This is a genomic window from Serratia sp. L9 (assembly GCF_050632285.1).
Taxonomy (GTDB): Bacteria; Pseudomonadota; Gammaproteobacteria; order Enterobacterales; family Enterobacteriaceae; genus Chania.
The window spans coordinates 1,268,085-1,287,569 of sequence record NZ_CP192591.1 but is presented as its reverse complement, the minus strand read 5'-3'; the positions used below and the strand labels follow the sequence as shown (position 1 = coordinate 1,287,569).

The window sequence follows — 19,485 nt, the reverse complement described above, 5'->3', positions numbered from 1 at the left end:
ACATGCGTCATCCATTAGTTATGGGTAACTGGAAGCTTAACGGCAGCGTTCACATGGTTAACGAACTGATTGCCGCCCTACGCAAAGAACTGAGCAGCGTTGACGGTTGTGGGGTTGCTATCGCGCCTCCGGTCATGTACCTGGACCTGGCCAAGCACGAACTGGGCGGTAGCCGCATCGCACTGGGCGCACAGAACGTTGACATCAACCTGTCTGGCGCATTCACTGGCGAAGTCTCTGCCACCATGCTCAAAGATGTGGGCGCACAATACATCATCATTGGCCACTCAGAGCGTCGCACTTATCACAAAGAAACTGATGAAGCGATCGCTGAGAAATTCGCCGTGCTGAAAGCTGCTGGCCTGATCCCAGTGCTGTGTATCGGCGAAACCGAAGCCGAGAACGAAGCAGGTAAAACCGAAGAAGTTTGCGCTCGCCAGATCGACGCTGTACTGAAAACCCAGGGCGCTGAAGCGTTTAAAGGCACCGTTATCGCTTACGAACCAGTTTGGGCGATCGGTACCGGTAAATCCGCCACCCCTGCGCAAGCCCAGGCGGTACACAAATTTATCCGCGATCATATCGCCAAACAGGACGCTGCGGTTGCTGCTGAAGTCATCATCCAGTACGGCGGTTCTGTAAACGATAAGAATGCCGCAGAGCTGTTTGCTCAGCCAGACATCGACGGCGCGCTGGTTGGCGGCGCATCGCTGAAAGCAGACGCTTTCGCCGTGATCGTCAAAGCCGCTGCATTAGCGAAAAAAGCCTGATTTAATCTGGCCTGAAATAGCAAAACCCCGGCACGCCGGGGTTTTTTATTGCCAAGCTAATTGGCTCAACGTTTGCTGATTTCGTCAAACACGCCGCCAGTAGCAAAGTGCACCTTCTGCGCCTGCGTCCAGCCGCCAAAAGTATCATCCACGGTAAACAGTTTCAGTTTGGGGAACTGCTCGGCAAATTTGGCTGCCACAGCCTCATCACGCGGTCGGTAGTAATTTTTGGCCGCGATAGTCTGGCCTTCGGTTGTATACAGATATTTCAGGTAAGCAGTAGCCACATCACGGGTGCCACGCTTATCCACCACCTTGTCAACTACCGAGACCGTCGGTTCTGCCAGGACAGATTCACTCGGGGTGATGATTTCAAATTTATCTTTGCCCAGCTCTTTTTCCGCCAGCAAAGCTTCGTTTTCCCAGGCGATCAATACATCACCAATGCCACGCTCCACAAAGGTATTGGTTGCCCCACGCGCTCCTGAATCCAGTACTTCCACATTCCTGTACAGCTGTTTGACGAACTCCTGAGCCTTGGCTTGATCGCCATTATTGTGGCGCAACGCATAGCCCCAGGCGGCCAGATAATTCCAACGGGCACCGCCAGAGGTTTTTGGGTTCGGGGTGATGATCGATACACCGGGTTTTACCAGGTCGGCCCAGTCATGGATCTGCTTCGGGTTGCCCTTGCGCACCAGGAAGACAATGGTTGAGGTATAAGGCGCAGAGTTGTCTGGCAGACGCTTGATCCACTCTTTATCTATACGCCCACGCTCGGCAATGGCATCCACATCATAGGCCAGCGCCAGCGTGACCACATCGGCTTCGATCCCGTTAATTACCGAGGTCGCCTGCTTGCCGGAACCGCCGTGTGATTGACGTACCGTGACCTGATCGCCGGTTTTCTGCTGCCAATATTTACCGAACGCCTGGTTATATTCCTGATAGAACTCACGCGTTGGATCGTATGAGACATTCAGCAATTGAATATCTTGCGCCACAGCGCCCGATGCCAGCAGCAGTAAAGTCAAACCCACACCCCATTTACGCATTGCAAGTCCCCTAGAAAATGACGCAACCTCAATCGGTTGATTAAGCATCAGAGCCTGCCAGAAATTTTCATCGCAATTAAAGAATAAAAAATGTTGGGATAGACCATTCTGGAATATAGCGGCCTCAGACATAAAAAAAGCCTCCGAAAATGGAGGCTCTTTGGCAGCAATCCGATAGCGTATCAGTACAGCTTTTTCGCCGTGTCCAGCCAATCGCCCTTGAACGGACGCTTCATGTTTTCGATCGCGTCAACGATGTCATGATGCACCATCTTTTCGTTCTGAATACCGACACAACGGCCGCCGTAACCTTGCAGCAGCAACTCGATGGAATAGGCACCCATGCGGGAAGCCAGGATGCGATCATAGGCAACCGGTGAACCGCCACGCTGGATATGGCCCAACACGGTTGCACGCGTTTCACGCTTGGTTTCCTGCTCAATATGGCGTGCCAGCTCATCGATATCACAGATGTGCTCGGTGATCGCCACGATGGCGTGCTTTTTACCTTTGGCAATACCGGCTTTGATTTCTTTAACCAGATCGTCACGGTTGAAGTCAATTTCCGGCAGCACGATAAACTCACAACCACCAGCAATGGCTGCAGCCAGGGTCAGGTCGCCGCAATAGCGCCCCATCACTTCTACAATGGAGATGCGCTGGTGCGACGAAGAGGTGTCACGCAGGCGGTCAATTGCTTCTACCACGGTTTCCAGCGCGGTGAAGAAACCAATCGTGTAGTCGGTACCTGCTACGTCGTTATCGATGGTGCCCGGTAGGCCAATACATGGGAAACCTTCTTCGGTAAGGCGTTTTGCCCCCATGTAGGAACCGTCACCGCCGATGACAACCAGAGCATCGATGCCACGATTTTTCAGGTTTTCAATTGCCTTGGCTCGTACGGTGTCATCTCTGAACTCAGGGAAACGCGCAGAGCCCAGGAAGGTGCCGCCGCGGTTGATCATGTCAGACACGCTGTAGCGGTCTAATTGCTCCATGCGATCTTCGTACAAACCAAGGTAGCCATCGTGAATACCAAACACTTCCAGACCTTCTGACAGCGCAGACCGCACAACACCACGAATGGCCGCGTTCATACCTGGGGCGTCGCCGCCACTCGTCAGTACACCGATTTTCTTGATCATGACTACCTCTAAACTTGTAGATACAATTTTTTAAGAATTCTGTATTCACCGATCACCCTGGCACTTTACGACGGTGAAAAACCAGTTTTACGGCTTTTATTGCTGGATATTATAACAAAAACACCCAGCTGAATTGATTCAGGTCACGCAATAACTAGGTAAAAACGCCACATGGCACGCTGAGCTAACTCAATATCCATCTATCCATAAAACATTGGACCATGTTGCTTGATTATAGCTCCCAATGACCCTGCCGACCTGAAGGAACAACAGAACAAGGATCCTGGTGAATAATGACGTCCGCACCAGGAAAACGGTGCAATAGCGCTTGCTCCACCTGTTCCGCCAGAATGTGCGCCTGCATCAGCGGCAAAGAGTCTTCCATTTCCAGATGTAGCTGAATAAAGCGCGTTGGCCCAGACTGCCGCGTACGCAGATCGTGTGCCCCTTTCACCCCCGGCCAGGATGTGACAACATCGATAATCACCTGGCGCTCTTCATCCGGTAAAGCGCGATCCAGCAAAGATTGTACCGCTTCATACCCCATACGCAGCGCACTGTAGAGAATATAAACCCCAATCCCCAGGGCAAACAGCGCGTCCGCACGGTGAAAGCCATACCAGCTTAGCCCAAGCGCGACCAGAATAGCACCATTCATCATGACATCTGACTGATAATGCAGCATATCGGCTCGCACCGCCTGGCTACGCGTTTTTCTTACGACCCAGCGTTGATAGGTCACCAGGATCAGGGTACTGATCAACGCAATCACCGTAACACCCATCCCGATACCGGGTGCATTAAGGGGTTGTGGAGCATAAAGGTGTTGGAAGCCGGTAAGGAAAAGGAACAGGGCAGAGCCGGAAATAAACATGCTTTGTGCCAGCGCGGCCAGCGACTCGGCCTTACCGTGGCCGAAAGTATGTTCTTCATCCGCCGGTTGCAGCGAGTAGCGCACCACCAGCAGGTTGGTCAATGAAGCGGCAATATCAACCAGTGAATCCACCAATGCTGCCAACAGGCTCACCGAGCCGGTGAGATACCAGGCCACGATTTTGATCAGTAGCAAAACGGAAGCCATGGCGGTGGCCGCTAAAGCAGCGGATTGCACCAGACGTGCATATTGCTGTTCCATAAAGGGTCCCAAAGAAAGTTTATGGGCCTAGTATAACGGAATGTCAGACAAAAAAGCCCCGCCATCATGGCGGGGGACAACGAGAACTCAGCCACACCGCGCTGTAACTTTTCCCACTTGGCCTGTGCGGCACGCATGGCGGCGGCCTGGGTGCCTTTCTTACCGGCCTTGCCACTGGCAGCCAACACATCGGTGATGAGTACCGGGGTATCGAGGGGAAACAGTGTGGCATCGGCATCTTCCCCGGTGCAGATCTGCACACGATGGCGGGTGGAGGGCCTACCAGACAACAAACCGCATGAGTGAGGTAACGCAATGCAGGGGTAACGATCGTTTTCACCGTTCAATATTTGATTATTGATCTGGCGAATCGGTTGGGCGGGTTTTAGCCCTCCCTCTAGGGTAAATGGGCTTCTTGTGGCAACACCAGGGAAACGCCATAACCGCCGAAAACCCGCGTTTTTATGCGGGTTTTATTATGGGCGCTTATGTTACATTCTGTAGGTTCACTTAATGATACAACGCTGTCCGTCTGGTGGCACAAAGTCATATTGTTAATATAAGGATATTGAATAATGGCTAACGTAATCTATTTGACGTTGAAAGGTAAAAAGCAAGGGCTTATTTCTGCAGGATGTTCCTCCATGGACTCCATTGGTAATAAAGGGCAGGAAGGTCATTTAGACCAAATACTGATTTATAGCCTTCTCCATTCGATGACCAGGGAACAGAATGTCAGCCATCACCCTGCCGTACTGACCAAGCCTATCGATAAATCCTCGCCATTGTTGGGTGTGGCTATTTCCAATAATGAATCTCTTGAAGCCTTGTTTGAATTTTACAGAACCAATGCTTCCGGTGCTCAAGAGCTTTATTTCAGTATCTTACTCACTGATGCCACCATTTCGGATATCTCGGCTTCGCACCCCCATTCTATTACCCACACCGGCGCGCAACCGCAAGAAACCGTCTCTTTGAAATACAAAAGTATCACATGGAGCCACCACATCGCAGGCACCAGTGGTTACAGTATTTGGGATGACAGAGTCTATTGATGTTCGTAGGGATGGTTAACGCCATCCCAAACAGATTTTTAAATAAGTCAGCATGCTTTCAGTTAAAAAGAAATGCAGTGTTATTAATTGTAACTTATTTTCTATCTTTACCATGTGCCAACATGCTGACTATTACGCTTAAGATGGCATAGAGCAGTGGACCATAGTACATAAAATCATCATCTTCTGGGACTGAAATACCCAAAATAGGGATCACATGCAACCTTAAAACTATCATATGGAAAAGCACAAATAAGAGAGATATCATTATCCATAAAAAATATGAAGAGGATAAGGTGATGATGTTAGTTTTTTATTTGCGAAATATAAAATAATTAGGGTTAAAATAGAAAACGCAGAGTATGCATAACTCATAACAAGCTCCTAATAGGCTTCGTATTGAGAAATTAAGGTATTCATACTGCCAACAAACTCCGAATACAATTCTTTTTTGACATCATTTTAATACCCATTTCCTTTAAGCCCCAAAGCAGATCAGTATCAATGTAACGATATAGCCTTACTGCATCCTCGTCTAATCGCAGGCCAAGTAAGCCATTTATGGATATGCTTAAATCAACAAAAGCATAGATAACATCAGCATCTTTCTTCTCTATACCGAACAAAGCGCCCACCCCTTCATAAATAAACTTAAGAGGCCCGGTATAACTTTCTCGATAAAGCAGGAAGTAGCCATTCTCAACGATATTATTTATACCGTGAGCAATTAACAAGAGCCTGTCCATAATTCTGTGTAACTGCCAGCGTATTAAAGGTGCTCGTTTAGACGGTCACCAAACTCGATAATAAAGCGGCTCATCGCCAACCGCCAGTTCTGGATTGGCATACTCCATTTTTTCGATGCTGCCTGGATCGCCAGATAAATCACTTTTCGCACTGAGTCGTCTGTTGGGAACACCTTACGTTTCTTTATCGCCTGCCGGATTACGCTGTTCAGCGATTCTATAGCGTTGGTCGTGTAAATGGCCTTGCGGATATCCGCAGGGTAACCGAAGAACGTGTTGAGATTTTCCCAGTGGGTACGCCAGCTTTTGCTGATTTGCGGGTATTTCTCATCCCAGATACCTGCAAACTTATCCAATGCCATCAGGGCGGCTTCCTCTGTCGGGGCCTGATACACCGTTTTCAGCACGCTAGTCACCGCTTTGTAGTCTTTCCACGAAACGTATTTCAGGCTGTTACGCACCATGTGGATAATGCATAACTGGATGTGGGTTTGCGGATAAACGCTGTTTATCGCCTCTGGAAAGCCCTTCAAGCCGTCCACGCAGGCAATCAGGATGTCCTGAAGCCCCCGATTTTTCAACTCGGTCAACACGTTGAGCCAGAACTTTGCTCCCTCATTCTCGGCTAGCCACATGCCCAGCAGTTCTTTTTACCTTCGGTATTAATCCCCAGAGCCAGGAAGACGGCCTTGTTGATGACACTACCATTTTGACGCACTTTCACCACGATACAGTCAAGGTAAACAATGGGATACAGTGAGTCGAGGGGGCGATTCTGCCACTCGGTGACCTGTTCTTTGACGGCATCAGTGACTTTGGATATTAGCGTGGGTGACACATCGGCATCGTACATCTCCTTGAATGTGGCAACGATTTCCCTTGTGGTCATTCCTTTGGCATACAAGGATAAAATCTGGCTGTCCATCTGCGTGATACGTGTCTGATTTTTCTTGATTAACTGAGGCTCGAAAGTGTTTTCGCGATCACGGGGTGTATTCAGTTCGACCTCGCCATCATCAGTGAGCAGCGTCTTTGATGAGTAACCGTTGCGGGTATTCGAACCTGTTTTAGGGGCATTTTTTTCATGACCAAGGTGTTCGGTAAGCTCAGCATTCAACGCCGTTTCGACGGTGAGCTTGGTCAGCATACGAGAAAACGCATTAAGATCGGCTTCGGTTTTGAGGCCTTTAGCCAGTTCGGCAGCCAGTGCCTTAAGTTTCTTTTCGTCCATAATTTGCCTGTCTCCATTGTCAGGAAGAACATATCAAAAACAGGCAATTACACAATTTAAATTACAGTCTCCATTTCATATATTACATCAAATCTTCTTATTGGCATTGGCGGTATGTTTGGCACATTATCACTTGGCTACCTGCTTTATCTACTATTAAGCCCATCATTCGACAATGAAATATTTCATGTGATAATATCGATGCTCATTATAGCGTTAGGGTATATCATCTATGTAATGGGTGAAAAAATGCGATTGCGTCGTCAACATCACCATAATGACCAATAGGCTAGTAATATGCTCTGATTTATATTGTTAATGTATAGCTTTGATTGCTATCACCTCATCCCTCTTGTAGAGAGGAATAAAGTGACTGACAGTTATTATGATTGTAATAAATACTCAAGCACTGCAGATTCAATAATAGGTATATCGTTGTGACCATATCCAAGTAGGGGTCTTACTTCATACTTAACCTCTGGACCCACACCGAAGACCGATCCCGCAACCCATAGTGATGCACCTCGGCCATACGTTTAACCCGTCCAACAAACCCCACCACGGCAGCATCCCTGTTGCCTTGGGCCGTGCCGTGCGCAGCTTGGTAAACATCACCCGCTTAATTCCCCCTGCTTAGGCAACCCACGTATTGCGGCATACCTTTGTGAGCCATTTCATGATGAATGGCGGCAACATTATTGCGCTGCAACAAATCTTGGGGCACGCCAACATACAGCAGACTATAGCCTACGCTCATCTAGCGCCGGACTACCTGCAAAATGCGGTGATGTTAAGCCCGCTGAGAGGAGGGTTAGGTATTTGAGAGTGTCCACATAGTACCCACGCTCAAACGTTTTTGAAAACGCCCCAGCCCTTTGTAACTCTGCTAACAGCCTGTTTTTTTTAAGGATACAGATTATACAGGGTTAAAAAAACCCCCACATCATGTGGGGGAAGACAGGGATGGTGTCTATGGCAAGGAAAAACTGGAGACTACTCGGTCATACTTAACTTCTGGGCAGAAGTTTGCTGCAAACCAGAAATTTGTTGCTGCACCTGCTGCATACGCTGCTGATGTTTCTGGTCTAAAATACTTTTTGCTCTGGCGTCAGCAGGTTATACATTTGGTTGCGTACCCGGGCCATTTCGACCTGGCGCTTAACCTGTTCCTGAGCCATCTTTTCCGCTTGAGCATACACAGCGGATTCATCAAATTTGTCTGCGGTCACCAGCTTATGCATGGTTTCCATTTCAGCTACGTTGACTCCTGGCACATCGTAGCGAGCCTGGCGCATCAGATCGCGCATCTGCTGGCGTTGTTGTTCGGTAAGGCTGACGCCATCGAACATGTGATTCTGACCAGGCGTTGGCAGTAAAGAATCATTAGCAGGAGGCAAAGTAGTTTCCGGTGTAGTATCAGCAGCAAAGGCAGCGGTAGAACCTATTGCCAACATTGATGCCATAACTACTGCGGTAACCTTAACCATTTTCACTCCTCGAGCTTTCTCACTTTGCTAATCAACGAGGAGCAGTGTATCGCTGCACCTGCAAACATGCGTCAGTGCATGTAAAACTACGTAAAGTCATGGAATGCCAACAGTTGATGACGTATTTTGCCTCAGGAGGTAAATCACAATGAACAAAATTCTGTTAGTTGACGACGACCGCGAGTTGACCTCGCTATTGAAAGAACTGCTTGAAATGGAAGGTTTTAACATCGTCGTAGCCTACGACGGTGAACAGGCGTTGTCGCTGCTGGACAGCTCCATCGATCTGCTGCTGCTCGATATTATGATGCCAAAGAAAAACGGCATCGATACGCTGAAGGAATTGCGCCAGCACCATCAGACTCCGGTGATTATGCTGACCGCGCGCGGCAGCGAACTGGACCGGGTGCTTGGCCTGGAACTGGGCGCCGACGACTATCTGCCGAAACCCTTCAACGATCGCGAACTGGTTGCCCGCATCCGTGCCATTCTGCGCCGTTCCAACTGGAGCGAACAGCAGCAGAACGTGGATACCAGCGCCCCTACGCTGGACGTTGACGGCCTGCAACTTAACCCAGGCCGCCAGGAAGCCAGTTTCGATGGGCAAGTGCTCGACCTGACCGGTACCGAATTTACCCTGTTGTATCTGTTGGCACAGCATCTCGGCCAGGTGGTTTCCCGCGAATTGCTTAGCCAGGAAGTGCTGGGTAAGCGTCTGACGCCATTCGATCGCGCCATCGATATGCATATCTCCAACCTGCGGCGTAAATTGCCGGATCGCAAAGACGGCCACCCGTGGTTCAAAACCCTGCGTGGGCGGGGCTACCTGATGGTATCTGCTACATGATCAATAGTTTAACGGCACGCATCTTCGCCATTTTCTGGTTCACATTAGCCCTGGTGCTGATGCTGGTGTTGATGGTGCCCAAGCTAGACTCCCGCCAGATGACCTCGCTGCTGGACAGCGAGCAGCGGCAGGGGCTGATGCTGGAACAGCACGTCGAGGCCGAGCTGCAAAACGATCCGGCCAACGATCTGATGTGGTGGCGCCGCCTGTTCCGCGCCATTGATAAATGGGCACCACCGGGCCAACGTCTGCTGCTGGTGACCAGCGAAGGGCGAGTGATCGGCGCGCAGCGCAACGAAATGCAGATTGTGCGCAACTTTATCGGTCAATCCGATAACTCAGACCAGCCACAAAAGAAGAAATATGGCCGCGTCGAGCTGGTTGGGCCCTTCTCGGTTCGCGATGGCGAAGACAACTATCAGTTGTACCTGATCCGTCCAGCCAACAGTTCACAATCCGATTTTATCAACCTGATGTTCGACCGGCCGCTGTTGCTGCTGATTGTCACCATGTTAATCAGTGCCCCGCTCTTGCTGTGGCTGGCCTGGAGCCTGGCCAAACCGGCACGTAAACTGAAAAATGCTGCCGATGATGTCGCACGCGGCAACCTGAAACAGCATCCGGAGCTGGAGGCTGGGCCGCAGGAGTTCCTCGCCACCGGAGCCAGTTTCAACCAGATGGTGAGCGCGCTCGAAAGGATGATGACAGCCCAGCAACGGCTGATTTCCGATATCTCCCATGAATTGCGCACTCCCCTGACGCGCCTGCAACTGGCTACCGCACTGATGCGCCGCCGCCACGGCGAAGGCCATGAACTGGCGCGTATTGAAACCGAAGCTCAACGGCTGGATTCAATGATTAACGATCTGCTGGTGCTGTCTCGTGGGCAACAAAAAAGCGAACTGGTGCGCGAGCTGCTGAAAGCCAACGAACTGTGGGCCGATGTGCTGGATAATGCCGGCTTTGAAGCCGAGCAAATGGGTAAGCAGTTGGAGGTGACCTCTCCGCCGGGCCCATGGACCCTTTATGGCAACGCAGGGGCCCTGGACAGCGCGCTGGAAAACATTGTGCGTAATGCCCTGCGTTATTCCCACACACGTATAGCGGTGGCATTCAGCGCCGATAATCAGGGGATCACCATCGTGGTGGACGATGATGGCCCAGGCGTCAGTCCGGAAGACCGTGAACAGATTTTCCGGCCATTTTACCGTACCGATGAGGCACGCGATCGCCAATCTGGCGGCACTGGCCTGGGGCTGGCCATTGTTGAGGCTGCCGTCAACCAACATCGTGGCTGGGTGAAAGCAGAAGACAGCCCGTTGGGCGGCCTACGTCTGGTCCTGTGGTTGCCACTGCATCAGCGCTAATCGCCAGCACGCAAAGATTTTGCTATTCTGCGCCCCTCGTCATGAGGGGCTTTTTACATGCTGAATATCGTCTTATTTGAACCTGAAATTCCACCGAACACTGGCAATATCATCCGTCTGTGCGCCAATACGGGCTTCCAGTTGCATCTGATCGAGCCAATGGGTTTTCCGTGGGATGACAAACGCCTGCGCCGTGCCGGGCTGGACTATCATGAATTTGCCAGCATCAGGCGCCATGCCGATTATGCCGCCTTTCTAGCCAGCGAAAACCCGCAGCGGCTGTTTGCCCTCACCACCAAAGGCACTCCAGCTCACAGCGCGGTCAGTTACCAGGCTGGTGACTATCTGCTGTTTGGCCCAGAAACCCGTGGCCTGCCAGCCTGTATTCTTGATGCATTGCCCGCGCAACAGAAAATCCGTATACCCATGCAGGCCCAGAGCCGCAGCATGAACCTGTCAAATGCTGTCTCCGTGGTGGTTTACGAAGCCTGGCGGCAGTTAGGTTATGCAGGAGCATTGCTCAAAGAGTAGAACGCCATCGGGTGATACCAACATCACCCGAACACTGCCCTGCCAAATCTGTGATCGTCGACATACCCACCCACTGAATTTTGCCATGCTCGGTAATCACCCGGCAGCCAATTGAAGGTTCCTTCATCTGTGTCTCTTTAGACTTCCTGTTCATCCGTGGTTTCAGCGTTTTACGCCACTGCGCCAACAACAACGAAGGATAACAAGATGAACAATGCTATTTTGCTAGGGATACTCTGGCACCTGGTCGGGGCAGCCAGCGCCGCCTGTTTTTACGCGCCATTCAAACAGGTAAAAAGTTGGTCCTGGGAAACCATGTGGTCCATTGGTGGCTTTGTATCCTGGCTGATCCTGCCTTGGGCTGTCAGCTATGTACTGCTGCCGGATTTCTGGCAATACTATGGTTCATTCAGCGCAGCGACGCTGCTGCCGGTGTTTCTGTTCGGGGCCATGTGGGGTATCGGCAATATCAACTATGGCCTGACCATGCGCTATCTCGGTATGTCGATGGGGATTGGTATCGCCATCGGTATTACGCTGATCATCGGTACGCTGATGACCCCACTGCTGCAAGGCCGTTTTGCCGTCCTGTTCGGAACTGCCGGTGGCCAAATGTCTCTGGCGGGGGTATTTGTTGCCTTGATCGGTGTGGTGATCGTCAGCTACGCAGGCTTGCTGAAAGAACGGGCCATGGGCATTCGGGCCGAGGAGTTCAACCTCAAAAAAGGGTTGGCGTTGGCGATAATGTGCGGCATTTTCTCCGCCGGGATGTCATTTGCCATGGACGCCGCCAAACCCATGCACGAAGCGGCAGCCACACTGGGGATTGACCCACTTTACGTCGCACTGCCGAGTTATGTGATCATCATGGGCGGCGGTGCCCTGATCAACCTGGGTTATTGTTTTATCCGTCTGGCTACCATGAAAAATCTCTCGGTCAAGACAGACTTCTCTTTGCCGAAGAAACTGCTGGTCGCCAACGTGCTGTTTTCCATGCTCGCCGGGCTGATGTGGTATCTGCAATTCTTCTTCTATGCCTGGGGCCATGCCAAGATCCCGGCGCAGTATGATTATATGAGCTGGATGCTGCACATGAGCTTCTACGTGCTGTGTGGCGGTATCGTCGGGTTGCTGCTGAAAGAGTGGAAATGCGGCACCAGAAAACCGGTGGCCGTACTGTGCATCGGTTGTCTGGTGATCATCTTGGCGGCCAACATCGTGGGTCTGGGTATGGCGTCCTGAGGGTTGGAAAACCCTACGCGACAAATCGCTGGCGGTATTCGCGTGGGGTCATACCAGCCTCGCGCGTAAACACCACAGAAAAATAGTTACTGTCTTCAAACCCGCATCGGGCAGCAATATCACTGATGCGGAACTCGCTGCGGCGCAGCAAGCGCTTGGCCTGGCACAGGCGTATCTGCCGCAGATAATGGTTGATGGTCATGCCGGTTTGCTGGCGGAATAAGAGCTTCAGCGCCCGTTCGGTAAGGTTATGCTGCTGGCAAAATACCGGCAGATCAAAGTTCCCTTCAATGCCACCTTGCAGCGCCGCCATCAGTAAATCCAACTGCTCACCATCTGGCAGCATGTGCGCACAATTTACCGCATAGCGGTAGCGCTTGAGCACGATGGCCAACTGCAACAGCAAGGCTTCCGTCAGTTGAATTGACAGCGAATCAGTTTTGCGGCTCTCCTGCGAAAGCTGGGCGATAATTGGCCGTGCCTGCGCCATGCCCTGGGTAGACAGCCGCCAGTATTGTTCGTGTGACACGTCAAACGGCGGCAACAGGTTTTCCCATTGGGCATTGAGCCGCAAGCGTTCCGGGCAGTAGATAATATTATCCAGCACCAGATCGTTCACCGACTCATAGCTGTGGCTATCGCCGGCACGGATATAAAAAATATCCCCGCAGGTAATTCGGTAGGGTCGATCGTTCAGAACCTGTAGCCCGTTGCCGCGCCAAACGATCACAATCTCGCAAAACTGATGGGTGTGTGTGGCAAACCCCTCCTGGGGATAGCGCTCTGCAACGGCCACTGGCATCTGTTCAGAGGGCAGATAGTCTCGGCTCTCTAACAGTAATATCTCCCTCATCTGCACACCTTTTGTTTTTATCACGACCGAGCATTATTGCCGAACTTAAGCCGGGGGAAGTTGACAGGGTCGCGATTTCCACACTTCTAGCGCAACCCCCTCAACGCACGAGGTGGACAGGTAAATTCACGTTTGAACAGGGTTGAGAAATGGTTGCTGTCACCAAAGCCGCAGCGAAAAGCGATATCGGTGATGCTGCTGTCGCTGTGACGCAGCAAATGGCGAGCCTGCAGCAGGCGCAGGTGAGTCAGATAACGCTGGGGCGTCATGTTGGTGTGATGTTTCAACTGCCGGTGCAGCGTACGCAGCGGGATGGCAAAACGCTCTGCCAGCTCGGGCCATTCAATCTGTTCAGCATAATGCCCTTGCAGCCAATCCAGCAACTGATGCAGGCGCCCCTCCTGGTCGTCCCCTTGTCGGGCCAGGCACCCTTGCCACAGCTGCACCAGCAGTTGCATAAACCAGCTTTCATGCAACGCGATATCCTCTGGCCGATCGCCTGTCGGCGCATTTGCCAGTAACGAGATCAACCCTTTTACCTGTTGCAACACCTGCTGACTGACGCGCCAATGGGCGGGATAAACCCCGTCATGCTCACGCGGCAGGAATTGCTCAATGCCGGAGACAAAGCGAAATGCGTCCGGTGCCCGGAACAGGATATTGGTCAGTGTCAGGCCATCGGTCTGTTCAAACAGGTGGCGATCGTGATCGCGCACAAAACAGACGCAACCACTGTTCAAAGTATAAGGATTACCATTAAAAACATGGACCCCAGCCCCTTGCTCGACAATCACAATTTCATAAAAATCATGATGATGCTCAGGGAAAGCCTGCTGCGGCTCGCGGGGTTCGATCACCACGGGGGCGCTGCAGGAAGGGAAAAAGTCACTACTGTGCAATAGATTCATCTTACCCCCCGATGCTTTGGCGCGGCGGGATTACCGCGCTACGTCGGTTATCGATAGTAAGAGAAGCATCAGGGAAGATACCTTAAAGTTTTGACCAAAAACCGCGCTAAAACTGTGCGTTTTTTAAGAAAGACAGGGCAATGTCAAGAAATGCGCACAAGGTCACAACCCGTAGAAAAACGACCCGAATAACAAACTGTGAGCTACTTCACCTTTACCTTTGCCATTTTGCCAATCCCCTCCCGGCGCTGGCAGTGGTGAGAAGGCTTGGCTATCCGCAACTTCCTACACTGCTCGCATCAAGTAATTACGGGCTTTCTCTCATGACTATTCGCAACACTGTCGCCATCGATCTTGGAGCCTCCAGCGGGCGAGTGATGCTGGCCAGTTATCAACCGGAACAGCAACAGCTCCAACTGCGTGAAGTCAGTCGCTTCACCAACCGTTTGCAACATCGGGCCGGGCAAGACTGCTGGGATCTGGACGCGTTGGAACTCAATATCCGCCAGGCACTCTCGCAGCTTGATGAAGAAGGCGTCCATCTCGACAGTATTGGTATCGATACCTGGGGCGTGGATTTTGTCCTGTTGGATGCGCAAGGCGAACGGGTCGGCCAGGCGGTGTCTTATCGTGATGCCCGCACACAGGGGGTGATGGCCAAAGCGCAGCGGGAGCTTGGCAGGCGCAATATCTATCAGCGTACCGGCATTCAGTTCCTGCCTTTTAATACGTTGTACCAATTGCGGGCCTTGCGTGAGCAACAGCCAGAACTGCTGGAGCGCGTGGCCCATCTGTTGATGATCCCGGATTACCTGCATTTTCGTCTGACGGGTGAGCTGAATTGGGAATACACCAATGCCAGCACTACGCAGCTACTGAATATTGAAAGTGATCAATGGGATCAGGAACTGCTGGCCTGGGCAGGTGTGCCAACACGCTGGTTTGGTAAGCCGACCCCACCGGGCAACCGCGTTGGTTATTGGGCCAGCGCCAGCGGCCAGCGGATCCCGGTAATTGCGGTGGCCACTCACGATACCGCCAGCGCGGTTCTCGCTACCCCGTTACAGAATGCCGATGCAGCCTATCTCAGCTCTGGCACCTGGTCACTAATGGGCATTGAAAGCCCGGTCCCGGTAGTTCACCCCGCAGCCCTGGCGGCGAACATCACAAACGAAGGTGGGGCAACGGGTTACCGGGTGTTAAAAAACATTATGGGCCTGTGGCTACTGCAACGAGCCACTCAGGAACTGAACATCTGCGATCTCCCTGCGATGATCGCCCTGGCAGCACAACAACCGGCCTGCCGTTCATTGATTAATCCCAATGACGATCGTTTCATCAACCCGGCCAACATGTGCCAAACCATTCAGGACAGTTGCCGTGAACAAGGTATGCCCGTGCCGGAAACCGCGCCGCAGCTGGTGCGTTGCATCTTTGACAGCCTTGCCATGCTCTATCGCCAGGTTGCACAACAACTGGCAACGATGCATGGCCGCCCGCTCAGCCACCTGCATATCGTCGGTGGCGGCAGCCAGAACCATTTTCTTAATCAGCTGTGTGCCGACGCCTGCGGGCTGGCGATCAGCGCCGGGCCAATCGAAGCCTCGACACTGGGCAACGTTGGCTGCCAATTGATGGCATTGGATGCCGTCACTGACATCGGGCAATTCCGCCATATCGTGGCGCAGAATTTCCCACTGCAACATTTCACCCCTCGCGACAATCCAGACTTTGCTGCCCATTGGTCGCAATTTCAGTCGTTGAGTCAATTACCTGAGGAACTTTGCATATGAAAAGCTCTATCGATCAAGCCTGGGAACTGGCAAAACAGCGCTTCGCTGCCGTTGGCGTGGATGTTGAGGCCGCCATTAGCGCCATGGATACCCTGCCAGTGTCGATGCACTGCTGGCAAGGGGATGACGTGGCGGGGTTCGAAAACCCGGAAGGTTCACTGACCGGAGGTATCCAGGCCACCGGTAACTATCCTGGCAAGGCGCGTAACGCCAAAGAGCTGCGTGCCGATCTGGAGCAGGCGCTAGCGCTGATCCCTGGCCCAAAGAGACTGAATCTGCACGCCATTTACCTTGAGTCCGATGCTCCGGTAGCACGCAACAAGATTGAACCTCGTCATTTTAAAAACTGGGTGGAATGGGCAAAACAGCACCGCCTTGGGTTAGACTTCAACCCTTCCTGCTTCTCACACCCGCTGAGTGCCGATGGGTTTACCCTTTCCCATGCCGATCCAAAAATCCGCCAGTTCTGGATTGAACATTGCCAGGCCAGCCGCCGCGTTTCCGCCTATTTTGGTGAGCAGCTCGGTACCCCTTCGGTCATGAACATCTGGATCCCGGATGGCATGAAAGACACGCCGATCGATAGATTGGCACCACGCCAGCGTCTTTTGAGCGCGTTGGATGAAGTGCTCGCCGAGAAACTCGATCCGGCACACCACATCGACGCGGTGGAAAGCAAACTGTTCGGTATCGGTGCAGAAAGCTACACCGTGGGATCCAACGAGTTTTATCTCGGCTATGCCACCAGCCGCCAGACCGCGCTGTGTCTGGATGCAGGCCACTTCCACCCAACCGAAGTGATCTCCGACAAGATCTCCAGCGCCATGCTGTATGTTCCACGCCTGCTGTTACACGTCAGCCGCCCAGTGCGTTGGGACAGTGACCACGTGGTGCTGCTGGATGACGAAACCCAGGCCATTGCCGGTGAGATCGTGCGCCATAACCTGTTCAACCGCGTACATATCGGCCTGGACTTCTTCGACGCCTCCATCAACCGCATCGCCGCCTGGGTGATCGGTACCCGCAACATGAAGAAAGCCCTGCTGCGTGCGCTGCTGGAGCCAACCGACATGCTGCGCAAGGTCGAAGAGAGTGGCGACTACACCGCACGCCTGGCCCTGCTGGAAGAACAGAAATGCCTGCCATGGCAAGCGGTGTGGGAAACCTACTGCCAGCGTAACGATGTCCCGGCTGATGCCAGCTGGCTCGACAACGTACGCAACTACGAACAACAGATTCTCAGCCAACGTTAAGGATACGCCGCAATGCAACGCATACTTTCTTCCTGGTTTATCCAGGGCATGATCAAAGCCACCGGTGATATGTGGCTCAAAGGCTGGGACGAACGCAACGGTGGCAATGTCAGCCTGCGCCTGATGGCGGAGGATGTTGAACCCTTCCGCAGCGACTTTGTCGCCGAACCACGCTGCGTGGAACTGACACAACCGGCAACCGAACTGGCCAACTGCTGGTTCCTGGTCACCGGTTCCGGCAAATTCTTCCGCAATGTTCAGTTGGCCCCGGAAGAAAACCTGGTCCTGCTACAGCTGAACCACAACGGTACGGCCTACCACATCCACTGGGGGCTTTCGTTGGGGGGTTGCCCACCTCGGAACTGGCCGCCCACTTTCAGTCTCACATCGTGCGGATGAATGCCACTGATGGCCGCGATCGCGTCATCATGCACTGCCACGCGACCAATCTGATCGCACTGAGTTTTGTGCAGGAACTGGATAATGCCAGCTTTACCCGCCTCTTGTGGGAAGGCAGCACCGAATGCCTGGTCGTGTTCCCGGACGGCATCGGCATCGTGCCCTGGATGGTACCGGGTACTGACGGCATCGGCACACAGACTGCTGAACAAATGCGGGAACATAGCCTGGTGCTCTGGCCATTCCACGGCATCTTCGGCTCCGGCCCAACGCTGGATGATGCGTTCGGCCTGATCGACACCGCTGAAAAATCGGCCGAGATCATGGTGAAAGTGCTGTCGATGGGCGGCAAAAAACAAACCATTTCCGGTAGTCAGTTAAGCGCGCTAGCCAAGCGCTTTAACGTTACCCCACTGGCCGCCGCGCTCAAAGATTGAGAAATCGGTGCCCTGCGTCCGCTACGGCGGGCGCATCACAACGCTTTCCCACTTCAGGAGCAATAACATGAGTTTTATGCTGGCATTACCGAAAATCAGTCTGCACGGCAGCGGTGCCATTGAAGATATGGTCAAGCTGCTGGCACAGAAGCAATGGGGCAAAGCGCTGATCGTCACCGACGGCCAATTGGTTGAACTTGGGCTGTTGGAAGGATTATTCAGCGCGATGCAGCAGCACAATCTGCCCTACACCCTGTTCAGCGACGTTTTCCCTAACCCCACCGAAGAGCTGGTACAGCTTGGCTGGCAGGCGTTCAAACAACAGCAGTGTGACTATTTGATCGCCTTCGGTGGCGGCAGCCCGATAGATACCGCTAAAGCGATAAAAATTCTTACCGGTAATCCTGGCCCTTCCACCGCCTACTCCGGCGTTGGCAAAGTCAAAAGCACCGGCGCTCATCTGGTGGCCATCAATACGACCGCCGGAACGGCAGCCGAGATGACCAGCAATGCGGTGATCATCGACAGCCAGCGTCAGGTCAAAGAAGTGATTATCGACACCAATATCATCCCTGACATTGCCGTAGACGATCCGCAGGTGATGTTGAATATTCCTGCCAGCGTTACCGCTGCCACCGGCATGGATGCACTGACGCACGCGATAGAAGCCTACGTTTCTGTAGGAGCTCATCCACTGACCGACCACTCGGCGTTAGAAGCGATCCACCTGATAGGCCGCTGGCTACCCGCCGCCGTGGATGACGGCAAAAACCTGCAAGCCCGAGAAATGATGGCCTACGGCCAGTATCTGGCGGGTATGGCGTTCAACAGCGCCGGGCTAGGCCTGGTGCACGCACTGGCCCACCAGCCAGGCGCTACCCATAACCTGCCTCACGGCGTCTGTAATGCCATTCTGCTGCCGGTGATCGAAGAGTTTAACCGGCCTAATGCGATCGCTCGCTTTGCCCGTATTGCGCAGGCTCTGGGCGCAGATACACAGGGAATGAGCGAAGAACAGGCCAGCCATCAGGCGATTGCCGCCATTCGTGCGCTTTCGTTACGCGTGGGTATCCCGGCCGGGTTCTCGGCGCTGGGTATTAAAGAAACGGATATTGAAGGCTGGCTGGATAAAGCGCTCGCCGATCCATGCGCCCCTTGCAACCCACGTCAGGCCGATCGCGAACAGATACGTACCTTGTATTTGGCCGCCCTGTGATCCCAGAGGAGACCC

The 19,485-nt window shown here is 52.7% G+C and carries 16 protein-coding genes and 5 pseudogenes; 11 read left to right on the top strand and 10 right to left on the bottom strand.

Annotated features, from left to right (window positions below; all coding sequences use genetic code 11):
• The first annotated feature begins 2 nt into the window (after positions 1 to 2).
• Positions 3 to 770 carry a triose-phosphate isomerase gene (tpiA, locus tag ACQ86O_RS06040; protein ID WP_431224514.1) on the top strand — a complete coding sequence of 256 codons (768 nt, stop codon included), beginning with the start codon at positions 3 to 5 and terminating at the stop codon, positions 768 to 770.
• A 65-nt stretch (positions 771 to 835) separates the two neighbouring features.
• Here tpiA and ACQ86O_RS06035 read toward each other — a convergent pair whose 3' ends face one another.
• The 4 genes and pseudogenes from ACQ86O_RS06035 to ACQ86O_RS06020 form a co-directional block, all read right to left on the bottom strand.
• Positions 836 to 1,825: a sulfate ABC transporter substrate-binding protein gene (locus ACQ86O_RS06035; protein ID WP_431224513.1), complete on the bottom strand. Its 990-nt coding sequence runs from the start codon at positions 1,823 to 1,825 to the stop codon at positions 836 to 838.
• A 182-nt stretch (positions 1,826 to 2,007) separates the two neighbouring features.
• A complete protein-coding gene (gene pfkA, locus ACQ86O_RS06030; RefSeq protein ID WP_431224512.1) occupies positions 2,008 to 2,970 on the bottom strand; it encodes a 6-phosphofructokinase in 963 nt (320 codons plus the stop codon).
• Between the two features lie 232 nt (positions 2,971 to 3,202).
• A complete protein-coding gene (fieF, locus tag ACQ86O_RS06025) occupies positions 3,203 to 4,105 on the bottom strand; it encodes a CDF family cation-efflux transporter FieF (RefSeq protein WP_431224511.1) in 903 nt (300 codons plus the stop codon).
• Between the two features lie 128 nt (positions 4,106 to 4,233).
• Positions 4,234 to 4,359, bottom strand: a pseudogene (locus ACQ86O_RS06020) (phage tail protein); the annotation flags it as partial.
• A 321-nt stretch (positions 4,360 to 4,680) separates the two neighbouring features.
• On the opposite strand from ACQ86O_RS06020, the gene ACQ86O_RS06015 reads away from it, so the two are divergent.
• Positions 4,681 to 5,160, top strand: coding sequence for an Hcp family type VI secretion system effector (locus ACQ86O_RS06015; protein WP_431224510.1), 480 nt, complete (start codon positions 4,681 to 4,683; stop codon positions 5,158 to 5,160).
• Between the two features lie 416 nt (positions 5,161 to 5,576).
• Here ACQ86O_RS06015 and ACQ86O_RS06010 read toward each other — a convergent pair whose 3' ends face one another.
• Positions 5,577 to 5,894 carry a DUF4225 domain-containing protein gene (locus tag ACQ86O_RS06010; RefSeq protein ID WP_431224509.1) on the bottom strand — a complete coding sequence of 106 codons (318 nt, stop codon included), beginning with the start codon at positions 5,892 to 5,894 and terminating at the stop codon, positions 5,577 to 5,579.
• Positions 5,895 to 5,929: 35 nt separating this feature from the next.
• A pseudogene (locus tag ACQ86O_RS06005) lies at positions 5,930 to 7,137 on the bottom strand (IS256 family transposase).
• Positions 7,138 to 7,774: 637 nt separating this feature from the next.
• Here ACQ86O_RS06005 and ACQ86O_RS06000 point away from each other — a divergent pair.
• Positions 7,775 to 7,960: pseudogene (locus ACQ86O_RS06000) on the top strand (tyrosine-type recombinase/integrase); the annotation flags it as partial.
• Positions 7,961 to 8,130: 170 nt separating this feature from the next.
• Here the strand turns inward: ACQ86O_RS06000 and cpxP are convergent.
• Positions 8,131 to 8,624 (bottom strand): annotated as a pseudogene (cpxP, locus tag ACQ86O_RS05995) (cell-envelope stress modulator CpxP).
• Between the two features lie 148 nt (positions 8,625 to 8,772).
• Between cpxP and cpxR the strand changes: the two are divergent.
• Genes cpxR through trmL form a run of 3 tightly spaced genes read left to right on the top strand, consistent with a single transcriptional unit; the run spans position 8,773 to position 11,369 of the window.
• A complete protein-coding gene (cpxR, locus tag ACQ86O_RS05990) occupies positions 8,773 to 9,471 on the top strand; it encodes an envelope stress response regulator transcription factor CpxR (protein WP_431224508.1) in 699 nt (232 codons plus the stop codon).
• Positions 9,468 to 10,838: an envelope stress sensor histidine kinase CpxA gene (gene cpxA / locus ACQ86O_RS05985; RefSeq protein WP_431224507.1), complete on the top strand. Its 1,371-nt coding sequence runs from the start codon at positions 9,468 to 9,470 to the stop codon at positions 10,836 to 10,838. The genes cpxR and cpxA overlap by 4 nt, the downstream gene beginning before the upstream one ends.
• Before the next feature lie 57 nt (positions 10,839 to 10,895).
• Positions 10,896 to 11,369 (top strand): tRNA (uridine(34)/cytosine(34)/5-carboxymethylaminomethyluridine(34)-2'-O)-methyltransferase TrmL, encoded by a 474-nt coding sequence (gene trmL, locus ACQ86O_RS05980; protein WP_431224506.1) that lies wholly within the window; start codon positions 10,896 to 10,898, stop codon positions 11,367 to 11,369.
• Here the strand turns inward: trmL and ACQ86O_RS05975 are convergent.
• Positions 11,359 to 11,496, bottom strand: coding sequence for a hypothetical protein (locus ACQ86O_RS05975; RefSeq protein WP_431224505.1), 138 nt, complete (start codon positions 11,494 to 11,496; stop codon positions 11,359 to 11,361). The genes trmL and ACQ86O_RS05975 overlap by 11 nt on opposite strands.
• Positions 11,497 to 11,576: 80 nt before the next feature.
• Between ACQ86O_RS05975 and rhaT the strand changes: the two genes are divergently transcribed.
• Positions 11,577 to 12,611, top strand: a complete 1,035-nt coding sequence (rhaT, locus tag ACQ86O_RS05970; protein WP_431224504.1) for an L-rhamnose/proton symporter RhaT — start codon at positions 11,577 to 11,579, stop codon at positions 12,609 to 12,611.
• Positions 12,612 to 12,624: 13 nt separating this feature from the next.
• On the opposite strand, the gene rhaR is transcribed toward rhaT, so the two are convergent.
• Both rhaR and rhaS read right to left on the bottom strand, forming a co-directional pair.
• The gene (gene rhaR, locus ACQ86O_RS05965; protein ID WP_431224503.1) at positions 12,625 to 13,464 is read right to left on the bottom strand and encodes an HTH-type transcriptional activator RhaR; all 840 of its coding nucleotides are present in this window, start codon (positions 13,462 to 13,464) and stop codon (positions 12,625 to 12,627) included.
• An 86-nt stretch (positions 13,465 to 13,550) separates the two neighbouring features.
• Positions 13,551 to 14,372: an HTH-type transcriptional activator RhaS gene (gene rhaS, locus ACQ86O_RS05960; protein ID WP_431224502.1), complete on the bottom strand. Its 822-nt coding sequence runs from the start codon at positions 14,370 to 14,372 to the stop codon at positions 13,551 to 13,553.
• 323 nt (positions 14,373 to 14,695) lie between these two features.
• Here rhaS and rhaB point away from each other — a divergent pair, with 323 nt between their 5' ends.
• From rhaB to fucO, 4 genes and pseudogenes are all read left to right on the top strand, one after another.
• On the top strand, positions 14,696 to 16,165 hold the full coding sequence (gene rhaB / locus ACQ86O_RS05955) for a rhamnulokinase (protein WP_431224501.1): 1,470 nt from the start codon (positions 14,696 to 14,698) through the stop codon (positions 16,163 to 16,165).
• Entirely contained in the window at positions 16,162 to 17,418 is a 1,257-nt protein-coding gene (locus tag ACQ86O_RS05950; protein WP_431224500.1) for an L-rhamnose isomerase, read from the top strand. Before rhaB ends, ACQ86O_RS05950 begins: the two co-directional genes overlap by 4 nt.
• Positions 17,419 to 17,430: 12 nt before the next feature.
• Positions 17,431 to 18,254 (top strand): annotated as a pseudogene (gene rhaD, locus ACQ86O_RS05945) (rhamnulose-1-phosphate aldolase).
• A 67-nt stretch (positions 18,255 to 18,321) separates the two neighbouring features.
• The gene (fucO, locus tag ACQ86O_RS05940) at positions 18,322 to 19,470 is read left to right on the top strand and encodes a lactaldehyde reductase (RefSeq protein ID WP_431224499.1); all 1,149 of its coding nucleotides are present in this window, start codon (positions 18,322 to 18,324) and stop codon (positions 19,468 to 19,470) included.
• Positions 19,471 to 19,485 lie beyond the last annotated feature (15 nt).

Excerpts from the sequence above, each read along its gene's own strand:
- tpiA (WP_431224514.1), top strand. The coding sequence starts at position 3 with ATGCGTCATCCATTAGTTATGGGTAACTGGAAGCTTAACGGCAGCGTT.
- ACQ86O_RS06035 (WP_431224513.1), bottom strand. The coding sequence starts at position 1,825 with ATGCGTAAATGGGGTGTGGGTTTGACTTTACTGCTGCTGGCATCGGGC.
- pfkA (WP_431224512.1), bottom strand. The coding sequence starts at position 2,970 with ATGATCAAGAAAATCGGTGTACTGACGAGTGGCGGCGACGCCCCAGGT.
- fieF (WP_431224511.1), bottom strand. The coding sequence starts at position 4,105 with ATGGAACAGCAATATGCACGTCTGGTGCAATCCGCTGCTTTAGCGGCC.
- ACQ86O_RS06015 (WP_431224510.1), top strand. The coding sequence starts at position 4,681 with ATGGCTAACGTAATCTATTTGACGTTGAAAGGTAAAAAGCAAGGGCTT.
- cpxR (WP_431224508.1), top strand. The coding sequence starts at position 8,773 with ATGAACAAAATTCTGTTAGTTGACGACGACCGCGAGTTGACCTCGCTA.
- cpxA (WP_431224507.1), top strand. The coding sequence starts at position 9,468 with ATGATCAATAGTTTAACGGCACGCATCTTCGCCATTTTCTGGTTCACA.
- trmL (WP_431224506.1), top strand. The coding sequence starts at position 10,896 with ATGCTGAATATCGTCTTATTTGAACCTGAAATTCCACCGAACACTGGC.
- ACQ86O_RS05975 (WP_431224505.1), bottom strand. The coding sequence starts at position 11,496 with ATGAAGGAACCTTCAATTGGCTGCCGGGTGATTACCGAGCATGGCAAA.
- rhaT (WP_431224504.1), top strand. The coding sequence starts at position 11,577 with ATGAACAATGCTATTTTGCTAGGGATACTCTGGCACCTGGTCGGGGCA.
- rhaR (WP_431224503.1), bottom strand. The coding sequence starts at position 13,464 with ATGAGGGAGATATTACTGTTAGAGAGCCGAGACTATCTGCCCTCTGAA.
- rhaS (WP_431224502.1), bottom strand. The coding sequence starts at position 14,372 with ATGAATCTATTGCACAGTAGTGACTTTTTCCCTTCCTGCAGCGCCCCC.
- rhaB (WP_431224501.1), top strand. The coding sequence starts at position 14,696 with ATGACTATTCGCAACACTGTCGCCATCGATCTTGGAGCCTCCAGCGGG.
- ACQ86O_RS05950 (WP_431224500.1), top strand. The coding sequence starts at position 16,162 with ATGAAAAGCTCTATCGATCAAGCCTGGGAACTGGCAAAACAGCGCTTC.
- fucO (WP_431224499.1), top strand. The coding sequence starts at position 18,322 with ATGAGTTTTATGCTGGCATTACCGAAAATCAGTCTGCACGGCAGCGGT.